The following is a 22,929-nucleotide window of genomic DNA, read 5'->3' as shown; positions in this document are numbered from 1 at the left end:
AGAATTGATTGATATAATGGTGCTTAAATCACTGAGTACTAAGATCATCGCAATGGTTTTTATGCAAAAACATACTTAACATACTAAATATGTTGCATGACATTATTAATCACATAGCATTTTATCGATCACTTGTTTATAGGTGCTATAGTAATTAATCTTCACGGCAGCGAAGGAGTCTACTTCCAATACCGCATCTTGCAAGATGCGGTATTGCGCATCGCGCGCAGACGTCTAAAGCATAGATTATACTCTATATAGCATGTAATTTCGGCTTATAAAATACAAAGCTTCGCATCACTAACGAAAAAGGTAATAATAGTATGCATTTTATTATCACATAATAGTCATATCTGATATATTAAGGGTTGTTTTGATCTTTTCTAACGGTTGATGCATTTTAAAACATAGACAAAGTTCATTAAATCATTAACTATTAATCAATTCTCCTGAGCTAAGAATAAACTGGCAATAAAAATAACACATAACTCGCATGTACAAAAATCTCGCAATGCATAGTATGTAACTTACGCCTCATTCATATTATAAGAATCAATCAATCAAGTGATTCAGTTCGTGGCTGGTAAAACAATTAGGTCAATGAATATGATATTAAACTTCCGTCATAAAACACAATCCTTACAGCGTTCCTTACTACTTTGAATATCATATATTTGACAAATCCTACTTTAGTAAAACACTAACATACTATAATCAATACGTATTCTGTCAAAAAAAATTCTACAATATTTGTACTCCACTGACGCTTTCGGTAATCATCGTATTTCTTTTCCTCTTATATTATATAATAATGTTATAGAATTAGTCAGTATTTTATCTATTATTACAATCGCTTTAGCGTTATTATACTTATACGAAACAGTTAGCTGTTAAATCGTCTTAGACCATCGCAATTTTACTGTCATAGTAAAACTAGCTATTTAAAATAGGATTTTATCCCGAAACATATACTCATATGCAAACATATTACAATTTATAGAATATAAATAATAATTGGCTATATCAATTTAGAACCCATTGAAAAAGCTTTCTGCACTGAACTACAAGCTAAACCTTAGAGATAAATTTATTTTATTTGCGGTGACTACTACTCCTAGATGACTAAAATAATTAAGAGAACCTCACATATACACCAATTTCCATAATAAACATATACACCTTATTAAGCTGAAGATACTTCGCATTGCGTTAAACGTCTACTTAAATGCCTAAGGCATAGTATGTAGATGATTTTGTAGAAAACGTGATACCATCGGTCCCAGCGCACAACCACCAATCAAATGCATATGAATATGGTAGACCTCTTGGCCGGCATTTTTATTGCAATTAAAGATTAAGCGGTAGCCATCTTTAGCTATACCTTCCTGTGAGGCAATTCTCGCGGCAACAGTAATGATTCTACCTAGAGCTTCCTCGTGCTCGATCGTAACATCATTGACAGTAGGAATTAAAACATTTGGAACAATTAGTATATGAATAGGAGCCTGAGGTGATATATTACGAAAAGCTGTAACCAATGCATCTTGATACACTATGTCAGCAGGACTTTCTCGTCGGATAATTTTGCTAAAAATTGTTTCGATAGCCATTTAGACATTCCTTCGTTTAATCGGTAAGCTAGATACAATATGTATCATCAATGTTATTTTACTTAATATCATTATATGTTTTTAAGATAATTACTGTATGATTAGATCATCCAACGTATTATACGTGTTATTAGTGCATTTTATCCTAAAAGATATACAACATTAAAGTTATGCATAAGATTGTCAAAGTTCCTTGCTCATTGTTAGTACAGCTGATTTTGGAATATGTTAATTAAAACTGCTTTCAAGCAATAGAAAAAATTTATACGCACTATCATTAATAGATAGACACAACAAGTATAACTATATAAAGCTATTGTCTTATTATGTAAGATAGAAAGTCCGATCTGACGGCTTAGGTTCTTTATATGTATGTAGTTTTCACAGACATAGATACAAAGCACCTAGATAATAACTACAAAACAGTAATAGGGCCTTGTAGCATGTTATATGTACATAACATAGATTATAGAATCTATTAGCTATGTAACGAATTATCTTTGCTTGAGTATCTATATTATCTTTAAAACTTCACTGATAAATGGCAAAAGATATACTTGACGAGTTCAGATATTATTACATATTTAAACCGCATTGTTTACATCAAAAAGACGCTTAGTCTATTATATAAAAAAGACGTAAAACAAATATGTATAAATGTATCAACCAGCAATCAGAGACTCGGGACAATAAATACGCCATATATACATAATATCTATAATTCAGCTAACAAAATGTATGCGTCACTAAAATTATTATAAGAAATCTAGCACATAATAACTCATGATGGTTGTACTCTCTAAAGATTATCAGAAACTAAAACCACATGATATAGATCAGTCTACTGATCTGCAAACACAATACCCACAACAGCAAAAAACATCGTCGATTTTTATCATAATCTGATATAAAACTTGATATAACAATAGGCAAATATATACTCAATCTATTCAGATGCAGTTAATCTTCTAGTAATCTTTTAAAACATACCTTGTATGTTATACTACGATGGTATACGGCTTATTTATAGTACTATTGTCATACAAACTGTTTGTAGATATTTATTAGGTTTGTCGCATTTTCTCTATATCTTTTATTACATGCAGTACATTAGCATACTTCTATACTGTTTTCCTACCATCCCATACAAGCAAGCAATACTCCAGACCTGCTTTCATTATTAAAGTAAGGGAATACTTCGAGCTAGAAAATAGGTTGCTGAATATAACTTTTCTTCTTCCACGACAACAGATAGTTGTATACAACACAAGTACGCTTGACTCATGATATAGGTGAGAGATACAGATTTTATGGCTTTTCACCATTATAAAACACATTATCACTAAACAAAAATAACAGTCTATCCTTTTGATAATCAGACTTGGTGTTTTTACTATCAAAACACATTATCATTATTAGCAACCGCACTCATAAACACTACTCTTCCCAGTCTTAGGAGAAAATCATTTTGGATACGAGCACCATTAACAACCTCTTCATTGTCGGTGCCGTACTGGTAGGCTCAAGTATTCTTTTGAGTTCATTTTCTTCTCGTCTCGGTATTCCTATCCTAGTAATATTCCTAGCAATCGGTATGCTAGCGGGCGTAGATGGCCCAGGTGGTATTATTTTTAATAATTATTCATTAGCTTATCTAGTTAGTAATTTAGCATTAGCGGTCATTCTTCTTGATGGAGGCATGCGCACCTGCGTTAGTTCCTTTCGCGTTGCTCTTTGGCCAGCACTTTCTCTCGCCACTATCGGTGTGGTTATTACAGCCGGATTAACTGGAATGGCTGCTGCCTGGTTATTTAATCTTGATTTTCTTCAAGGATTACTAATTGGTGCTATTATCGGATCTACTGATGCTGCTGCAGTATTTTCACTGCTAGGTGGAAAAGGTCTAAATGAACGGGTTAGCGCCACGTTAGAAATTGAATCTGGTAGCAATGATCCAATGGCGGTTTTTCTTACTATTACTCTAATTGCAATGATCTCCGCAAGTACAACTACACTGAGTTGGATGTTCCCGATACATCTAATTCAACAATTTGGTATGGGGATTATTTTTGGTCTTGGCGGTGGTTGGCTATTATTGACGTTAATTAATCATATTAAGCTAGCCGAAGGCTTGTATCCACTTCTAGCCGTTAGTGGTGGTATATTATTATTTGCTCTAACTACCGCGCTAAATGGCAGCGGAATTTTAGCCGTTTATTTATGCGGATTGCTGTTAGGCAACCGACCAATCCGAAACCGACATGGTATTGTGCAAACCTTTGATGGGATGGCTTGGTTAAGTCAAATTGGTATGTTTCTAGTATTAGGGTTATTACTTAATCCACATGAATTGTTGCCAATCGCTATTCCTGCTCTACTACTATCACTGTGGATGATTCTATTAGCCCGCCCACTTTCAGTTTTTATTGGTTTGTTACCATTCCGCAGCTTTGCTCTGCGTGAACGGTGCTTTATCGCCTGGGTTGGTTTACGGGGTGCTGTTCCAGTAATATTAGCAGTATTTCCGATGATGGCTGGATTACCAAATGCGCAGTTATTCTTCAACTTGGCCTTTTTTATAGTACTAGTGTCACTATTACTACAAGGCACTACTGTGTCATTTGCCGCTAAAAAAGCAAAAGTAATTGTGCCTCCAGCGCTCACACCAATTTCGCGAGTAGGGCTGGACGTATATCCAGAAAACCAATGGGAACAATTTGTGTATCAACTCTCAGTAGAAAACTGGTGCGTTGGTATTACACTACGTGAGTTAAAAATGCCCCCCAACACACGTGTTACTACGCTATTCCGAGGCAAAAAACTATTGCACCCCAGCGGAAGCACTCGACTTCGTGAAAATGATATCCTATGCGTCATTGGACATCAACATGATTTACCAGTACTTGGTAAACTCTTTAGCCAGGCATCAACTGTTACCTTCGATGAACGTTTTTTTGGTGATTTCCTTCTACAATCAGATACCTACTTAAGTAATATCTCACAGATTTACGGCCTAAACTTAAAGAGCAATATAGATGATCAACAAACTCTTGGTCAATTTATTGTTCAATTAATTGGTGGTGAGCCAGTTATTGGCGATCAAGTAGAATGGGAAGGTCTGATCTGGACAATTGCCGAAATGGCTGGCAATCAAGTTAGCAAAATTGGCGTAAAAATTATCAATTAATAAAATTCATCTAATATTATATAGCTTGGCTATCTTTAGATCAACATCTCCTAAAGAGAATAATACCCGTTTATTAACTCATAGAAATACCTATAATTCTTAGTTTTTCTTGATTTATTACAGCATTAGATTAAATAAAACTCTCGTATTTCTTTACAGAAAAACAGCAATATACTCATAGTAATTAGAAACGGATTTCCTTAACTTTTACACTGAGTAAGACATGAAATTTTATAAATGCAACTCATTAACCTGGAGTACTGATGTAAGGAAATCACTACAGAAATGAATTATCTAACTCTCATGCAGTCTCAAGTGGACTGGGATAAAATCACTCAAAGTAAGTACCATACCTTAATACAGACACTCTATATTACAGTTTAAGTCTAATGATAATTACAGTTTTTTGATAGTGACAACAATATAGCAATGACTTGATACATCGCTAGAACTGCAGTTAGCTAATTCATAAGTAATGCTTAGGATTATTCCACCACCTCTTGAAAATTTCGAAGAAACGGAATACTTGACGATAAAATGTAAGTGACTTTTGGTAGTTTTCTCTTTCTGCGCGTTGCGAGATAATAAACGTCGTTTACCATCATCCTTAAAATGTAGAAGTAATATCGTTGGGGTGATAGTATTGCCTGCTTCCACTAAATATTTGCGTAGTACTTGAGCTTTTGAAAAGCACAGATTGTTGATGCTAGACGTGTTTAGCTTTTCTAGCGTAATTATATAAACCTTAAATCACAAGTGCTTACATTTTTCTCAATATGTCGCAGCTAGCGACATCCTTCTTCTTTCTTAATCTTCTATGCTAATTCAACAGCAGTATATAGATCGCAATTTAACAATATAAATTTAACTTATTTTTTCTCAACTAACCAATTCGGCTCCTAAATCTTTTGGAGATTGAGTATTGCATTTACTGACACTTGACTAACCTTGACCCTCTTTGTTTTGCTTTTTTTATTTGAATAGAATTGAGCCAAGAATTATTAGGCTGTTTTCCATGCTGAATTTTATTCAAACAACTCATGCTCAAAGGTTTTAGGTTTTATTTAAAATACAATGTAACCGTCCTCATACTAACGATGGTGTTAAAGCGACCGCGTATTAGCTGTCTGTATTAATGAATATTGCTTACCTCAGTAAATATCACTCTCAGTGTAATAAACATATCAATGCGATTTATTGTACATCTTAGTGCAAGTACTATAAAATCTATTTCCGACTGATCACTCTTTTTTTTATCTGCCTTAAAACTGCAGTTATAATTAAGATTATATCTTCTTCCTTATTGAAAAAACTTCTGCAATTGAAATAAAGTAATATTTACTACTAATGATTTTATATCTACGGATAAATGCGCTAACTATATTACTAAAGTTGGTACTTAGTATAATACTGGATGGTGCGACGAGTACATGTGGTTACCCGCTGCATTTTCTAACACGAATACAAACATATACCTACAATACTCTTTATATTAAAGGAGTATTGTAGTGAATGAAATTCACTACTTATTCCTATTCTGCTGTATTAGTTTTGTACTTGTATTATTGTACAAATTTACTATATTTTATAATACACTACATGACTTTTGTACAGATAAACCTATAGTGTAGTCATTGTATTACACCTAAAGTGCTATCGCATATGCCTGGCCATCCATAATCACCAAGATCATGTTATCTGCATAATTAATAACAGTTTATCTGTTGGATACGTGGTGTATGATATACGAATAGAGCTATTGTAGATTTTATATTAGATTGAACCTCTTGTTATTATTTAAGTACTGGTTAACGTACTACACATAAAAGTCTTATATAGAAAAAATCTGAATTAAACATTTTATTGATTGGGTTTTAAGAAATCAGCATAACCGAAGTCGTCTGTTTGTATGTCGCCTATCGTAATATTTTGAAGTAGATATGTATGAGCACTTCCTAACGCTCGATAATAAGTTCAAAGTTTTTCGTGGTAAATACTAGAGTTATCTCAATACATAAAGTACTATTTAAAGCAGTGCAGCATCAATAAATGTATTCTTTAATAAAGTCACACAGATGTAACAATGAGATATCTTAAACTTAGAAACGACCACTCTTCTATAAGGCATAATCAGGCCCCTGACATTCAATGAATATCAAGGGACTTATATCGCTTTTCACATAATGTAATCGACTATGTTAAGTCTTTTAGAATTTAAAATAGTAACTCTGTTAAGTAACGTCTCTACATGTAAAGTACAAATCACACTAATATCAACGCATGAGCAGGTTAACAAGATCTCAGAAGAATGAAAGCTTTCACCTCCTGTAAGACAATGAACATGCATCGCTATCGCATATGCATTACCATTAACAATAGTAGCAATATACTATGAACATATTAGTTGTTTGATGTAACTTATTTAATACGAAATGTTTTAAACTATACATAAATGCTTGAATGCTAAAAATTTCTAAGTACTTTTGTACATCAACCTCGAGTTGATTGTATATATAATACCACTGGTATCCTTTATTTTATATCTTTAAAACCAACGACCTACACCACATCTTGCTAACTACTTTTATTAACAGATACTAACTGACCAACTAACTCATTAGCTAAAATATTATTTACGTTGATATAAACAAGAACCTCAACTGAAATACAAGACTCTTATCAGAGCATTTCTATGTGCAATAGCATCAGCATTAATATAATGTTTTATAACATAAAAATTTTTTAATCATTCTTAACATGCAAAATTATCACGACTAAAACATATTGCAGTTCACGACATGCTCGTAGAGCATATTGTGTTCTGTTTAATTCCTCTTTTGTACATACAACATTGGCGCTGCTGCTAGCATTATTTCACTCCGCTAATATTAAACATTATACTATAATCAATTACATAGTTTTCTCAATCAAACATGAACTACCGCCTAAGACTATAGATGATTGAGAAGTAAATACAGAAAGCACAAAAAAGAAATAGAATATGTACATCTATTATTCTCTAGTTAGGATACATAACTATTACATATAACAAATAAAACATATAAAATCGCAGAGGTATATGTAGATCAGTGTATTCATAGAGTATTCAGATGCGTATCATATCATCACATACCCTACTAGATTGCACATGAGATAAAAGAGATGACCAGTAACTACGTACTTTCTAAATTAGAGATATACTATTCATATCCATCATCAACTTCGTTAGAACTGCACTTATATTCATAGTAAATATGCATTAACATAGAGATCATCTTACGTAAAAACTTAAGCGATAAAAAATTTATAAAAATTAGTAAAAGTAAAAAAGTTCTTAATATTTTGATATTTAATCAAATAAAAGTTTTTTGACATTCGTTACATTATGAGGCAAAAATATTAACTGCCTATATAGTTTTTTTGATAAACACATATCACTCACTCGTAGTGTAGATACCATCGTATTACTGATATTATTCCAAGAGATCACGATGCAGTTATAGCAAAATATTAGATAACACTACAGTAAGAAAGGCAAAAAATTCTGAATGTCATTTTTATCTCTGAGCAGGTATAGGACTACTAGATATAGCGATTCAGGTGCTGGATTCACTGTATGTAAGGTAGAATTTCCAAATAAGCTACAGCTGAGTTTTCTGCAACACTTATTCACCAATCAGATTAAGATGTTATTTTAGATAAACAGTGAAGATACTGCACTTCCATTAAGTGTACTAGTACTACATCTCATGCGTTCTATTCAAGACAATGTACGTAATCATGCAATTTACTACACACAGTCAGCAACAGAAAGGCAATCGATGCTAGTACATTAAACTAATGAAGAATTTTCATCTACAATAAAATCACTACTATTAAAATATATAGGTGCTGAAACGATGAGTAGCTCACAACATTAAGAAGATCACCAAAGTACTAAAGATTTTAAATACATTAGCAAAAAAATCCAGAATGCATTGAAACACTGATAGCAATATAGCAACATATTAATAACTCTAACTCCAGTCAGACATACCCTAGAATGATGCACTTGAATATACCGACGTGGCTTACTTTGTTTCGCGTACTTCTGATCCCATTGTTTGCACTGGTATTTTATCTGCCATGCACCTGGTCACCGATGGTTTGCTCCATTATTTTTCTATGTGCTGCTCTAACTGACTGGTTTGATGGGTTTTTAGCTCGTCTATGGAGACAAACTACCCAATTTGGAGCATTTCTTGATCCAGTAGCGGACAAAATAATGATCGCAGTAGCATTAGTGTTAATTATAGATTATTATCATAGTTGGTGGGTCACCCTGCCAGCAGCCACTATGATTTCTCGTGAAATTATTATCTCGTCACTACGTGAATGGATGGCTGTACTTAATAAGTACAACAGCATAGCTGTATCGTGGGTCGGTAAGATGAAAACAATGATGCAAATGGTATCATTGATTGGGTTACTTTGGCATCCTGAGCGTGTTGTAGAGTACATAGCATTTAGTTTATTATATATCGCAGCGATACTAACTTTCTGGTCAATGCTACAGTATTTAAAAACAGCGAAAAACCATCTAAACTCACTCTGATCAAGGTGTTGTAAAAAAACAAAAATAGAATATAATTGCTTAATAATTTTATTGACTCGTCATATTATAGTCGTAGAATACATATATTAGTTGACTAACAACATTATTAATAATGATATCTTAAATAATTTATAAAAGATAGCTATATAAAATCTTCTCACCCGTGCGTCTGTTATGGAAAATAATTTTAACAAGTAAATAACTACACCATACATACTTTTTAAGTATCTAGAATGTTATAAAATGTAGAAGGTTCGGATAAATGCGGGAATAGCTCAGTTGGTAGAGCACGACCTTGCCAAGGTCGGGGTCGCGAGTTCGAGTCTCGTTTCCCGCTCCAGATGTAATCATACCAATATTCTGACTTTAGCGTAATAAGTAAGTACTGTTACGGCGCGTTAACAAAGCGGTAATGTAGCGGATTGCAAATCCGTCCAGTCCGGTTCGACTCCGGAACGCGCCTCCACTTTCCTAGCCCGGGTGGTGAAATTGGTAGACACAAGGGACTTAAAATCCCTCGGCTTTTAGCTGTACGAGTTCAAGTCTCGTTCCGGGTACCATAAAACATAATAATATATAAAAACTTTTGTATAAATTGACAATATCAAGGCGGTTATTTCGTTTTTATTCAACTCACTAAGCAGTGATAGATATATAAAACAGACTTAATATCGCATTAATAAAATCATTTGAACGATTTTCTATCATAATTTGTTATGCAAAAAAATCACCGATGCAGCGAGTTAGAAAACATCATTATATGAGCTGGATCAATTATTTCTATACTCTTCTACGATGCGCTTTCAATCAGAAATAATGAACGTCCAATAAGATTGAGTACAGCATAAAATAATAATATTAATCATTTAACAAAATATGTCTTCAAAGTACCTGCATATATGCAGGCGATTCTTATTTACGTATTTCTTTGCTTATATAGTGTTTTATACCATATGATTTGATGCATGCATCAAATCAATATAAGATAATACAAAAGTTATATATCTATATTGATTTTTTATCTATTCTATATTATTAAATTATTAAATAACTCTTTGGCTTATTATGCTTGACAAAGCTGAATGTATTTGTATACAATCGATAGTTATGATAACTATTACATCTTCGATGTAACAAACTTATTACATAATCATCAACCCTCAATTCACTCGTGCAAAAAAAAGAGATATAATTCTCTTTCGTTGTAAACGCTAAGATAGCAGAGCATGTAATTTATATAAATTTTTTCTAATTTTTAGCATTAATACTTAATACAAGTGATTAAGTTATAGATTTTATATACTTGTATGCATCGAATACTCAGTAAGTATTTTAGTCAAAAAAACTACAACCTTAGTCTAAATTCGACAGAGAACTTTTAACATATGTCAAATAAATAAACAAAAATTATTATTTATTTTCAAGCGTGTTTTGACGCGATACATCCTTGTCTACAATATATTACTGGGTATAGCAGAAACTTATCGCCCAAGATGTATAGTAATTATCAAACAAAAGTGTCATTACATAATAACTCGGGAGATCTTGACGAACCTAAATGTGCATAAAAATAAGCGATGAACTTATTAATAGCTTCTCTAGATAGAGAAGAATTACCAGTAAAAGTATTACGTCTATATTCTGAAAATACTTTACAATATATCACGTACCTCACAGAAACATGAAGAGTAAACTTATTGCATTAGTTTCACATGCAGTTTAAATCACTCTTTAGTATATACCTAGTTATTAAGTATGGAAGCATAGCAAGAGCTAGAATTGATATTTTAAGGAGTAACTTCAAGGAGCTTATTCTAGGCCAAGAACACAACTATAAAATGCATTCATCCCAAGAATATTACTTTAAGCAAGTGATTACGATAAACAATCTTAGCTTATCATAAAGGTACCTTGCTGTATGATCCGGTTAATTAACTACATATGCTGAGTAACATGGTCTGCTGAATACATTTTCAGAATAATCTAATTAAAAGATAACTCAACATTTCACAGAAACTTACTATAATGGGTGGTTTACTTATGTAAGTAATACTACCTACTCAGGTGAGTAGGTAGAGAAACAATAGAACAGTAATGTACAACACGCTCGGTGTATAGAGTTTACGGCATAAATTAAAAAACTAATCATATAAGTAACGCATACAATTAATCAGTCGTTAGTAACTTAAGTGTTAGAGCTTCTTGCTCAAAATATCTTCTCTATCAACGATGATGACACTACAGTCTGTACAAGACTACTAAAAATATAAGTAAAATATAAAAAATATCAAACCGGCTATACAAGCCGGTTTATTTATTTCAATACATTATAACTGCGCAGCATGTTCAGATAAGTATTTCACTACTCCGTCTGGAGATGCATCGATACCTGTTTTACCTTTTTCCCACTGAGCAGGACATACTTTACCATATTGCTCATAAAATTGTAGTGCATCAACAATGCGTAACATTTCATCTATATTGCGGCCTATGGGTAGGTCGTTAACCATTTGAGCACGCACTATACCTTTTTTATCAATTAAGAAGGAACCGCGAAGAGCAACACCCGCTTCAGGATGCTCAATACCATACGCTCGCTGAATTTCACGCTTAACATCAGCAATCATAGCGTACTGCACCTTACCAATTCCACCTTTTTCAATAGGAGTTTTACGCCATACGTTATGGACAAATTCAGAATCACATGAAATTCCCACTACTTCGACATGACGCCTTTGGAACTCTGCATAACGATGATCAAACGCAATCAATTCAGAAGGACATACAAAAGTGAAGTCCATCGGCCAAAAAAACAGAACACCTGGATTGCCGTTCAGATGTGTTGTTAAGTTAAAACTTTTAACAATTTCTCCGTTTCCTAATACGGCAGATACAGTAAAATCAGGGGCCCGACGAGTTACTAAAACCATATTTACTCCTATAAAAATTCTTTGGAGATTGAGATAATACACTATTTAGTATCAGAGCTGCAGCTTAATTAATAAATAACGTATACTTACGCATACAGTGTATCTTGTAGTTAAATGCTAGCTCTGTTTCTATCAATAATCCATAGCATTGGTTATGCTTTCTAGGTTTCTGTTATTTATTATGTAATATACTGAATTGAGGATTCTATCATTAAATCACTCACATACCATATACTGTCATAAAGAATATAGCACATCTTGTAAGCCAACTGCAATTACGGGATATGACTTATAGCTTTCGGCAACTTTAGCATATGTGTTATTTAAATCAGCACACCAGTAACCACTTTATATAACATTATTTTTGTCTGGACGCTTTCTATAAGATTAAAGGAATAAGATATATTCATAGCCTATCACTTAAATAGTCCTCGCACTTCGTATGCGATAAATTTAGAAATAAATCTTATCGAAAACCAATAGTGTATCTTAGTGCATTAATAAGATTTCAAGATAATTTTAAGCATATGTACGTTATAAGATAAAATATGTAGCACAACATTTGCCACATTTAATTTTTTATACATCAAATATAATCACACTAGATCATCATGCTTCAATATCATATACATCATTATATCATTTATATATCATATATATCATTTATATTTATGCTTTTACCCAATTTTTACGAATAGCAAAGAAAAAAAGAAAACGATAATATCTTGTCAGTCTTAAAACTATGATGCTTCCATATATATTCCATATCCATCGCGCAAACAAACAACTAATCACACTCAACAGAAACGCTCCCACTATATCTAATGGCCAGTGAACGCCGAGATAGACACGTGACCAAGAAATACCCAAAGCAAGGATCATCAATAGTCCGCCGCACCAAATTCTATACCAAAATAAAAAAGCTAGTGTACATGTGAACATAACAGTACTATGATGGCTTGGAAAAGAATTATCTGGTGCATGTGTTAAAAAAAAATAACCAATACCAACAACAAAAGGCCTTTTTTGTGGTAGAAACAGGCTGATAGCTGTTGCGGAAAACATTGCAAAACACACTGCAATCGTTGTTTTAATTACTGCTTCACGTTGTAATCTTAATTGGCTACATGGCCCCCATAACCATAATCTAGCGAGCAGCAATGGTACTATGATAATTGCATGACATGCAAGAAACACAGCAATATTGATAAGCCATATGGAAGAAGCTGAATTAGCATTCATCCAGGTAAAAAGAAGATAATTTAATTTCTCCAAAAGCCGTGCCGTCTGATTGATTACTCATTGCTGATAGAAGAAAAGTAGCATATGTAATCTATTTATAATTTTTAAATAAAGATTAGCACATGTCTTATATTATCTGCTAATATTATCTTCTAAATGTCGTATGAAAAAACTCTGAATATTTATTTTCGCAAAAACACAACATATTTCTGAATCAGAGAGTAACAGACAAGTGATAAAAATATCAACGATCGCACATAATTTGCCAAACTAAAATTATTATCACATCATTCGCATCTTTAATATTAAAAGCACTTCAAGATACCTAACAGCTTTGGAAGTCATATGATGAGTTATTTATTGCTAATTAAATACTATTAGCGAAAATTACCAAGAATTAGCTAACACTGCACCTAATTGTTCACAGACTATATATTTACTCAACATAAATAACCATTGACTAAAGTGATACTAAAAAACACCCGCGTATAGCAGTAACATTAGCACTATAAAATTTTTAACACGATCCCCTAAAAGTAAGTTATAGAAGTCACTGCAAAATAAGCACAGTCGCTAATTGACATTAAGCAGATCCTTATGCTCCACTGATTCACCATGCTAGCCCGCTGGTAACATACATACCGTCACATACGTTAATGATGACAATGTTGTCTTGCTTTGCATAACATGTGTAGCTTATAACGATTATCAAAAATACTGTTGATCTACTCACCATAAATTATCTTATCACTATCGGATACACACTACTACTGGGTAATAAAATAAACAACTTCCATCAAGATTATTTGCGTTATCGTTATAAGCTTTTAAGATACTCTAATGACTTTATATTTATGAGTAAACGTATTAAAACGTTTCTTATTTCTTATATCTAAGTTATTACGGGATAGTCCTTGACGCATTGATTATACGTCTTACATAATGGTGCTAATCTCTCATCTAATATATAGAGAACAATGATTATTTTGTTAATTCTTGTGTGAAAACCATGAATATTACGAGTCGTCATAGACAGTTTCTCTATAATAGTGCTATTCTATACACTACTATCGTTATCATTTATAAAAAATTAACTATGCCAGTATCTTTGCTGTGCGTTATTGACTTTTACCAAATAATCGCGTGACTCTGCAATTGGATGTTTAGTGGTAAGCATCTGATATACTTCCTCTGGTTGCATGCCGTTAATAACGCTTACGGCGCGGTTTTTATCATTCGAAAATAGTCGCAATACACTACCTGCACCACTATTATACGCAGTAATTACTGCATAACGATGCGACGCTGAATTCTGAATACCGCCTAGATAGTTATTCTTTAATAAAGCCAAATAAGCAGTACCCGTGTCAATATTATTTTTTGGATTAAATAAATATCTGCGACTCGGTTTACCCCACTTTCCTTGCATCTGAAATACATCTTTGCCAGCGGTATGCTGTACAATCTGCATTAGGCCTAATGCGTTTGAACCACTTATCGCATAAGGGTTGAAGCTTGATTCAATCTGCATAATCGCCAGGATTAGCGACAACTCTATACCGTATCTCTTAGATGCCTTTTGCACTATCGGCAAGTATTTATTCGCACGTTGCTTGAGATGATTCGATACTAATTGAACTCTAATGGTATAAATTACATGAGCACCAGAGACACGCTTTTGTAGCTTAGTTTTTAACAGCTCATCAGCAAAATGGGCAGCTTGCCATTCCCGACGTATAGGCAATCCTTTGTTATCTAGAACTTGACCATAAAGAAACGGTTCTTGATTAAACTGAATCTTGTTAACATCAGAATAAAGATCGATAGAGATAGGATTATCTCCCATCAGTAAAGTGCGAATAATCGCCTGACGCAAATGTAATCCCGGGTTATCAGAAGTAATAGTTTCAAGAAAAACCGCACCAGAAAGAAAGTTGATATGACTACGAGTCCGATACTGATCAATATATTTAACGTAGTCTTTTGGCCCAGCCATTAAGATCTCATGCACGCCCCAAATATTCTCGACATTGTGAGCAAATTGGCCTATAAGAATATCAAAACTATTTGTATCTTTGATCCAGTCTTGATTGATTTTATCACTTTTTTTATAAGAACAAGCAATTAGAAAAAGTGCCATCATAAGCAAAACTAATAGTTTCTTCATATTATTAACACCACATACACGAAGAATGATTAGAGTATAGCAACTAAGTCGAATAATATTATTCACTAGGTAGTGTGCGTCGTTTTATGTGTATATCCTGCCCTTTAAAAAGAAATTTAATCATCTCTTGTTCTAGAAATTTGCGGTCATCAAACCGTATCATACTGAGTTTCTTCTCATTAATTAGCATTGTTTGTTTTTTTATCCATTTATTCCATGCTTCTTGAGATATTTCATTAAATATGCGTTTTCCCAGATTACCTGGATAAAACTGAAAATTCTGTCCTTTAGCGACGCGCTGCAAAAAAACACAAAAAATAGTGCGACTCATATTAATGCCTTATTAACTGTAATCAATGTATAGTTTTAAGATTGCTTCATCAACAAACTCAATAAGTAGCTAACCGGTGACGCTAAACCAACTAAAGGTGGCCGTGCTAAATTATACCAAAGGACGTCTCCCTCATCTATCTCGCTTATATTGCTGTGCTCTTTACTTATTTTCAGTAAAACTGGTTTAATATCAAGATGAAAATGACTGAATGTATGGTGAAATACATTCATCTGTTCCATATTGTTACCTTGTATACCACGTTGTTGCAGCCAGAATTTCAAACCATCCCATGTATCAAACTGCAGAAAACAAAATAAACCACCCCATAATCCAATGATTGGGCGTCTCTTTAACCATATATATTTGCCATATTGCAATATTAAAAAATAAACCATTTTTTTAGGTAAAGTTTTTTTCGGTTTTTTACCGGGATATTGTGTCCAGCGATTATTAACGCACGCCATACAGCGAATACTGAGAGGGCAAACCTCACATTTAGGTTTTTTTCGAGTGCACACCAGAGACCCGAGGTCCATGATTGCTTGACTGAACTGACTCACATCTTGTACGGGAGTTACAGCTTTACTGATCATCCATAGACGATTCTCGACTATTTTTTTACCAGGCCAGCCTTCCACCGCATAGCAACGAGCTAATACACGTTTTACATTACCGTCAAGAATTGGATAATGCTGACCAAGTGCTAATGAAAGTACAGCACCCGCAGTGGAGCGACCAATACCAGGTAAAGAAGAAATATCTTGAAAGGTGGTCGGGAACTCGCCATGGTGCTTCGAGACAATAATCTGCGCTGCTTTATGCAAATTACGAGCACGGGCATAGTATCCCAAGCCCGTCCATAAATGAAGCACTTCATCTAATGATGCCTGAGCTAATGTGCACACGTTGGGAAAACGAACCACAAACCTCTTAAAATACGGAATAACCGTAGCAACCTGAGTCTGTTGCAACATCACCTCAGATAACCATACCTGATAGGTGGTTTTATCAAGCTGCCATGGCAAGGTTTTTCGACCATAGCATTGATACCAAGAAAGCACTACTTGTGTAAATTGTTGTACTGGCATCATAAATAAATATAATATCTAATAAAATTAGGCAAGATTGCAGCATAGCGTGAGGATGCGGTATACTATAATTTTCTAACACTACATAGTAACCTTTACTATCCACCGTAATCCAGCAAGGTATTCTGTTGTAATGCACTATCCTACATGAGCAGATAAATAACAATACTATGGTTAAGTACATTATTTCTCCGGAATTTGATCAGCATAAATGCACAGTGCATCGTATACGTAGCTTTGTTCGGCGACAAGGGCGATTTACTAAAGGCCAAAAGCAGGCACTGAAAAAACATTGGCCTTTCATGGGTTTGAATTATGAAGATAAACCTGTCAATATCGCCACAATATTTACACAAAACGCACCCATAGTACTAGAGATTGGTTTTGGAATGGGATCTTCTCTAGTAACCATGGCAGGCAACCACGCAGAAAAAAACTTTTTAGGGATAGAAGTATATTTGCCTGGCATAGGTGCATGCCTAGCAAAAGCTCACGCAGCTAAACTCAGCAACTTGCGCTTGATGTATCACGATGCAGTAGAGGTTTTACAGAACATGATTCCCGACAGTTCATTAAATATAGTCCAATTATTTTTCCCTGATCCGTGGCATAAAGCACGACATAATAAGCGCCGTATCGTCCAGCCTTACTTTGTTGAACTGATAGCGCAAAAACTGAAAGTAGGAGGAATATTTCATATGACCACTGATTGGCAACCTTATGCAGAATACATGTTATCGGTTATGAGCAAAGTGACAGAGTACCAAAATCTTTCTAGTAATAGCGATTACTTACCGCGACCAAAGATGCGGCCATTGACAAAATTTGAACTACGCGCACAACGTTTAGGACATGGCGTCTGGGATTTGATGTTCAAAAAAAAATCATTACTAAGAACTATAGTCATAACTTATATCAACTATGATACATATTAGACATTACAAAGAATAGATTGCTTGATATTCTGTTATGATGCTAAAGAAACAGACTTTGAGTACATTATGTATGTACTATAGTGATTTATCAAAAAGCAATTAGACTACATAATTATAACGTTTAATAACGTAACGATTACGATAACACACCAAAACAGTAGTTATGGTGAATGTATAATTTTTTAACTTGTATTCTCACATAAATGCTATGAATATAAGATTCATTCATATATCCTCTGAATTTTATTATTTGAGTCACTTACTAGCATATGTGATAGGGAAACAATAACTCTCATATTTGAGATGCATCTTGCAATTGAAGATCATTTCTATTCTTGTAGCGCCCCGTTATTTTTCTATATTATTAGCTTTTTAGAACTTAGAGCATAATGATATATATCGTCTATCTGGAATCGTATGAATAAAGTAGTCTCTTAGAGCTTAACATTGTTTAGACTAGCTACAGAAGCAACATGACAGTGATTAACAATCTAAAGGAAACAATTAATGTTATTAAATTTTATCTATATATCCATGATATCTATCAATCAAACAATACCGTAATATTACGGAGAACACAGAGTTATAACGTAACTTTTGCATCACACCACTAATAGTTATAAATATTTGGTTACTAGATAGTAATGTAACTAAAAGAACCGCACTCATCTATTTAAAAACAGGTTGACACACCATTAACATTAAATGTTATGAATTTAGAAGTAGCCCAAGCAATAAAATTAGATGAACCATCTCCACTTAATATAAACGTAAACTAGAAGTGTTTTCTACTCAAGATCATAGGATCAACACCAAATAGAGTAAAAACTGTTAATACACTTGTACTTTACGGTTAACAGGTTAATACGTGTAGCAATATTTACTTTTTAGCAGAATTCGCGCAGATATCGAGCGTAGTGCTAATAGAAAGCTTCGTATCTACCTGTATGATGCATAACCATGCTATCATGAGTATAGCCAACAATATACAGAACTAAAGTTTTTATGCACTTAAATATTAAGACTCGCTGCTATTTAAGAATAGTAAGAGTGAAACAATAAGATTTAAAGTTAAAGTATTTTGATAAAAACGCATTGCAATACTAGTATTATAGTTGTATCAAATCACAAGGAACCACTTAGACTGTTACAATATACATATGACTACTAGTTATACCTCGCACTTCAAAAATTATAATACTTGATTTTAATAGCAACTTGCGTACCCTTAACTTCGTTAAGGATTGCACGCATAAGATGATATATAATTTTATTAACGTTATTTTAGATGATATGACTGTGCATCAAAAACTAACACAGGATAAGGACATTACAAAGCTTGTTATCCTACCCGATAAACAAATACACACTTAAAATATGTTGACCTGTGAAGGTATTAAACAGATGTACAATAATTTCAGTCAAGTAGATATTTCTTTATAATTTATGATTTGCTCATTAGCATGAAAAAGGTACTAATAACGTTATATTTTGTTAATACATGATCATCACTATTAACCTGGAAGTTTCATCCGTCCGTAACATTAACCGTATTGTAGGTATTTTTTTACAATTTAGTGTTTTGAACAGTCATAATATCCATTAAGAAACACCAGTTACTTAATAATATAGTGCTGAGCGCATAAGTTATAAGATTATACAAAGTATAGTGGACGTGCTAGAAATGTTCTTATTTTACGAATGGACATAATACCAGAAGACTCATTCATATTTCAGATATCTAATCAAGACGGCCGATTATACTTGATCTCAATCAGATTACTAGCAAAGCTTATAGTTACATCGTCAGGCGCTTGTTAGCAGAAAACCTTCCGTACTATTATATAAAAGAATAAAAGAAGGGTTGCGTGAAACGACTTTTTTTGGAGATAAATCATGGCCTTATTAGACTTCTTTCTAGCCTGCAAAAAACAGACAGCTAATATCGCTAAAGAACGGCTACAAATTATCGTGGCAGAACATCGTCATCGCGATAAAGAACCTCCATATTTACCTGATTTAAAGCGCGATATTTTAGCAGTGATTTGCAAATATATTCAAAGCGATCCTAAAATCTTGCATGTGAACTTTGAACAAAAAAAAGATGATATTTCAGTACTTGAGCTTAACATAACATTACCGGATCCGGGAGATGCAAAGAAATCCAAATAATTCATACATCTACTTTTGTAGTATCCATGCTAATAGCCTGCAGATGCTAGAAGAGAGAGGACTATGACATGACTCTTCGTATTTTTCCTTCTGATTATATAACTATGTCTTATGAGATATATAAGTTAAGGATTCTTAACGATCTAATACTCTTTAGTATATACTTAATTCATTTAAAGTATTATCCCTAAATATTTGATAGTTATCATTATTTTGTAATATAATTGTCGTTATATCTTGTAAATATGCTATGAAATAGCATAGATGTTTACTAAAAACCCTAAAAAACATAAACACCAATGCCATCTTATATACTCAGTGATTACTTTTTACGAACTATCTATTAGATTGAGGCTAGCGCTATAACAACAAACATCATCAAACACAAATTTATCATTATTAATTCATATTATATTAATTTTGTATGGTAACAACCATCATCAAGGATGAACAATTTCTTTTTGAATGATCTAATCAACAACTGTGGTGGTAATAACACAGGTAATCTTTTGATATTTAATATCTTACATTTGTAACTAGCTAGATTAGCTGTATCTTTTGTGGTCACTGCGCTTCTAATGTGTATATGTATATATAACATTATATATTTATAACTAGAATATTTTCACTACAAATACTAATATCTCAATCAGTATATAGCGGATCGTCTGCTATCGATCAATGAAATTATGATAGTCTATTTTGTTGAGATACGAATAATCCATTAGATAATTAATAAATTCTTTATAATTTATACTATACTCCAACAACTGTTTAGAAAATTTCATCTTATATTTTGACTTTTAATTGCTCAGATGTTCATTAACACTACGATATACAAAACTTCATGCAAGCAAATAGTCGAAGTAATCACGTCAAAATTAAAGCTTTTAACATCCAGTAAGATGGATTTTTCTAAGCATATGTTCTTTTATCTGAGAATTTATAAAAAGAGAAGAAAATTCTGACGTCTGCCTATGGTTTACGTAACTATTAAGGTAATAGAAGAGTTTCTTTATAAAAAGTAAACGTCTTTAACGATTATAAATATCATTTATATCTGTATACCGCAAATACTAGACACAGTATTTGCAGTATACAGATATCCTGATACCAGGAGATTAATATGGAAGTAACTTGTATATCTCAACCCTGTGACCTGGTAATTTTTGGCGCAAAAGGCGATTTAACACGTCGTAAACTCATCCCTTCCTTGTATCAACTGGAAAAATCTGGGTATATTCATCCAGATACACGGATTATTGGTGTTGGTCGTGCTGTATGGAATAAAAAAATCTACACTGCAATAGTAAAAGATGCCCTTGTTACCTTTATGAAAGAAAAACTAGATGATAAAATTTGGGCTACGTTGAGCGTCCGCTTGAATTTCTTCAATCTTGACGTGAATGATAGTAAAAATTTCATCAAGCTCGGTCATATGCTAGATCAAAAACATCGAATTACCATTAACTATTTTGCGATGCCACCAAGCACCTTTAATACGATTTGTCGAGGATTAGGAAAAGCAAAACTACATCATGAACCAGCACGCGTAATTATAGAAAAACCATTGGGCACAGATCTAGCGTCTTGTCGCGCAATTAACGATCAAGTAGCTAAGTACTTCAATGAATTACAAGTGTATCGTATAGATCATTATCTCGGCAAAGAAACGGTATTAAATCTACTAGTCTTGCGATTTTCTAACTCACTTTTTTCTTCTAACTGGGATAACCGCACTATTGATTCTGTACAAATTACTGTAGCGGAAGATGTAGGTATTGAGAAACGATGGGGCTACTTCGATCAAGCAGGCCAAATGCGTGATATGGTCCAAAACCACTTGCTTCAAATCTTAACTATGATCGCTATGTCACCTCCAAAAGATTTATCGGCTGACCAAATCCGTGATGAAAAAGTCAAGGTACTACGATCGCTCCGACGCATTGATAAAGACAATGTACATAAAACTACTGTACGCGGACAATATACAGGTGGTTTTATTCAAAGCAAAGAAGTACCTGGCTACTTAGAGGAAGAAGGGGCAAATAAAAATAGTCATACTGAAACTTTCGTCTCAATCCGCGTAGATATCGATAACTGGCGTTGGTCTGGAGTGCCATTCTACCTGCGCACCGGTAAACGTCTACACATCAAGTGTTCAGAAGTGGTAGTATATTTTAAAAATCCACCGCTGAATCTTTTTAGCAATTATCACAAACAACTCCCACAGAATAAGTTAACCATTCGTCTTCAACCCAATGAAGGTATCGAAATCCAAGTGCTAAATAAAACACCAGGACTAGATCATAAACACCATTTGCAGACCACCAAGTTAGATCTACGTTTCCCAAAAACGTTCACTCAGGAACATGGAGCAGGTGCTTATGAACGCTTATTGCTAGAAAGCATGCGTGGTATTCAAGCGTTATTTGTACGGCGTGACGAAGTAGAAGAAGCGTGGAAATGGGTTGATTCTATCATCAACGCATGGCAAGTAGATAACGAAGCGCCTCAACCATATCAGGCTGGCACATGGGGGCCTATAGCCTCGGTAGAGATGATCGCTCAAGATGGGCGTGCCTGGAACAACTGTGAATAAAAATAAAATTTTAAACTATCTTTGACTGTTTTCGTCATCATACTCTATGCAAGGCCATATGTGAAACA

General features: G+C 33.7%; 12 protein-coding genes and 3 tRNA genes. 8 read left to right on the top strand and 7 right to left on the bottom strand.

Going from position 1 to position 22,929, the window contains the following annotated elements; all coding sequences use genetic code 11:
• Window positions 1-1,229 precede the first annotated feature (1,229 nt).
• Entirely contained in the window at window positions 1,230-1,610 is a 381-nt protein-coding gene (gene hinT, locus GIY03_RS00840) for a purine nucleoside phosphoramidase (protein WP_457913826.1), read from the bottom strand.
• Window positions 1,611-3,078: 1,468 nt separating this feature from the next.
• Between hinT and GIY03_RS00835 the strand changes: the two genes are divergently transcribed.
• A complete protein-coding gene (locus GIY03_RS00835) occupies window positions 3,079-4,797 on the top strand; it encodes a potassium/proton antiporter (protein ID WP_457913825.1) in 1,719 nt (572 codons plus the stop codon).
• Between the two features lie 396 nt (window positions 4,798-5,193).
• Here the strand turns inward: GIY03_RS00835 and GIY03_RS00830 are convergent, their stop codons facing one another.
• On the bottom strand, window positions 5,194-5,454 hold the full coding sequence (locus GIY03_RS00830) for a hypothetical protein (RefSeq protein ID WP_457913824.1): 261 nt from the start codon (window positions 5,452-5,454) through the stop codon (window positions 5,194-5,196).
• Between the two features lie 3,388 nt (window positions 5,455-8,842).
• Between GIY03_RS00830 and pgsA the strand changes: the two genes are divergently transcribed.
• The 4 genes from pgsA (at window position 8,843) to GIY03_RS00810 (ending at window position 9,951) form a co-directional block, all read left to right on the top strand.
• Window positions 8,843-9,391 carry a CDP-diacylglycerol--glycerol-3-phosphate 3-phosphatidyltransferase gene (pgsA, locus tag GIY03_RS00825; protein WP_457913961.1) on the top strand — a complete coding sequence of 183 codons (549 nt, stop codon included), beginning with the start codon at window positions 8,843-8,845 and terminating at the stop codon, window positions 9,389-9,391.
• Between the two features lie 264 nt (window positions 9,392-9,655).
• Window positions 9,656-9,731, top strand: a tRNA-Gly gene (locus tag GIY03_RS00820).
• Between the two features lie 52 nt (window positions 9,732-9,783).
• A tRNA-Cys gene (locus tag GIY03_RS00815) sits at window positions 9,784-9,857 on the top strand.
• Window positions 9,858-9,865: 8 nt separating this feature from the next.
• Window positions 9,866-9,951, top strand: a tRNA-Leu gene (locus GIY03_RS00810).
• A 1,767-nt stretch (window positions 9,952-11,718) separates the two neighbouring features.
• Here the strand turns inward: GIY03_RS00810 and GIY03_RS00805 are convergent.
• The 5 genes from GIY03_RS00805 to mutY all read right to left on the bottom strand — a co-directional run bounded on the left by GIY03_RS00805 (window position 11,719) and on the right by mutY (window position 17,155).
• Window positions 11,719-12,321: a peroxiredoxin C gene (locus GIY03_RS00805; RefSeq protein ID WP_457913823.1), complete on the bottom strand. Its 603-nt coding sequence runs from the start codon at window positions 12,319-12,321 to the stop codon at window positions 11,719-11,721.
• Window positions 12,322-12,990: 669 nt separating this feature from the next.
• The gene (gene ybjG, locus GIY03_RS00800; protein ID WP_457913822.1) at window positions 12,991-13,596 is read right to left on the bottom strand and encodes an undecaprenyl-diphosphate phosphatase; all 606 of its coding nucleotides are present in this window, start codon (window positions 13,594-13,596) and stop codon (window positions 12,991-12,993) included.
• Between the two features lie 1,057 nt (window positions 13,597-14,653).
• On the bottom strand, window positions 14,654-15,730 hold the full coding sequence (gene mltC, locus GIY03_RS00795) for a membrane-bound lytic murein transglycosylase MltC (protein WP_457913821.1): 1,077 nt from the start codon (window positions 15,728-15,730) through the stop codon (window positions 14,654-14,656).
• A 58-nt stretch (window positions 15,731-15,788) separates the two neighbouring features.
• Window positions 15,789-16,061 carry an oxidative damage protection protein gene (locus GIY03_RS00790; RefSeq protein WP_457913820.1) on the bottom strand — a complete coding sequence of 91 codons (273 nt, stop codon included), beginning with the start codon at window positions 16,059-16,061 and terminating at the stop codon, window positions 15,789-15,791.
• A 35-nt stretch (window positions 16,062-16,096) separates the two neighbouring features.
• The gene (gene mutY, locus GIY03_RS00785; protein ID WP_457913819.1) at window positions 16,097-17,155 is read right to left on the bottom strand and encodes an A/G-specific adenine glycosylase; all 1,059 of its coding nucleotides are present in this window, start codon (window positions 17,153-17,155) and stop codon (window positions 16,097-16,099) included.
• Between the two features lie 167 nt (window positions 17,156-17,322).
• Between mutY and trmB the strand changes: the two genes are divergently transcribed.
• The 3 genes from trmB to zwf all read left to right on the top strand — a co-directional run bounded on the left by trmB (window position 17,323) and on the right by zwf (window position 22,861).
• Window positions 17,323-18,087, top strand: coding sequence for a tRNA (guanosine(46)-N7)-methyltransferase TrmB (gene trmB / locus GIY03_RS00780; RefSeq protein ID WP_457913818.1), 765 nt, complete (start codon window positions 17,323-17,325; stop codon window positions 18,085-18,087).
• 1,896 nt (window positions 18,088-19,983) lie between these two features.
• Window positions 19,984-20,259 (top strand): cell division topological specificity factor MinE, encoded by a 276-nt coding sequence (gene minE, locus GIY03_RS00775; RefSeq protein WP_457913817.1) that lies wholly within the window; start codon window positions 19,984-19,986, stop codon window positions 20,257-20,259.
• Between the two features lie 1,126 nt (window positions 20,260-21,385).
• Entirely contained in the window at window positions 21,386-22,861 is a 1,476-nt protein-coding gene (gene zwf / locus GIY03_RS00770) for a glucose-6-phosphate dehydrogenase (protein ID WP_457913816.1), read from the top strand.
• Window positions 22,862-22,929: the final 68 nt, after the last annotated feature.

Origin of the sequence: Candidatus Gillettellia adelgis (genome assembly GCA_020541285.1) — a bacterium.
GTDB classification, from domain to species: domain Bacteria; phylum Pseudomonadota; class Gammaproteobacteria; order Enterobacterales; family Enterobacteriaceae; genus Gillettellia; species Gillettellia adelgis.
Note: the sequence above shows the minus strand (reverse complement) of the source record. Positions and strands in the feature narration are given on the sequence as shown.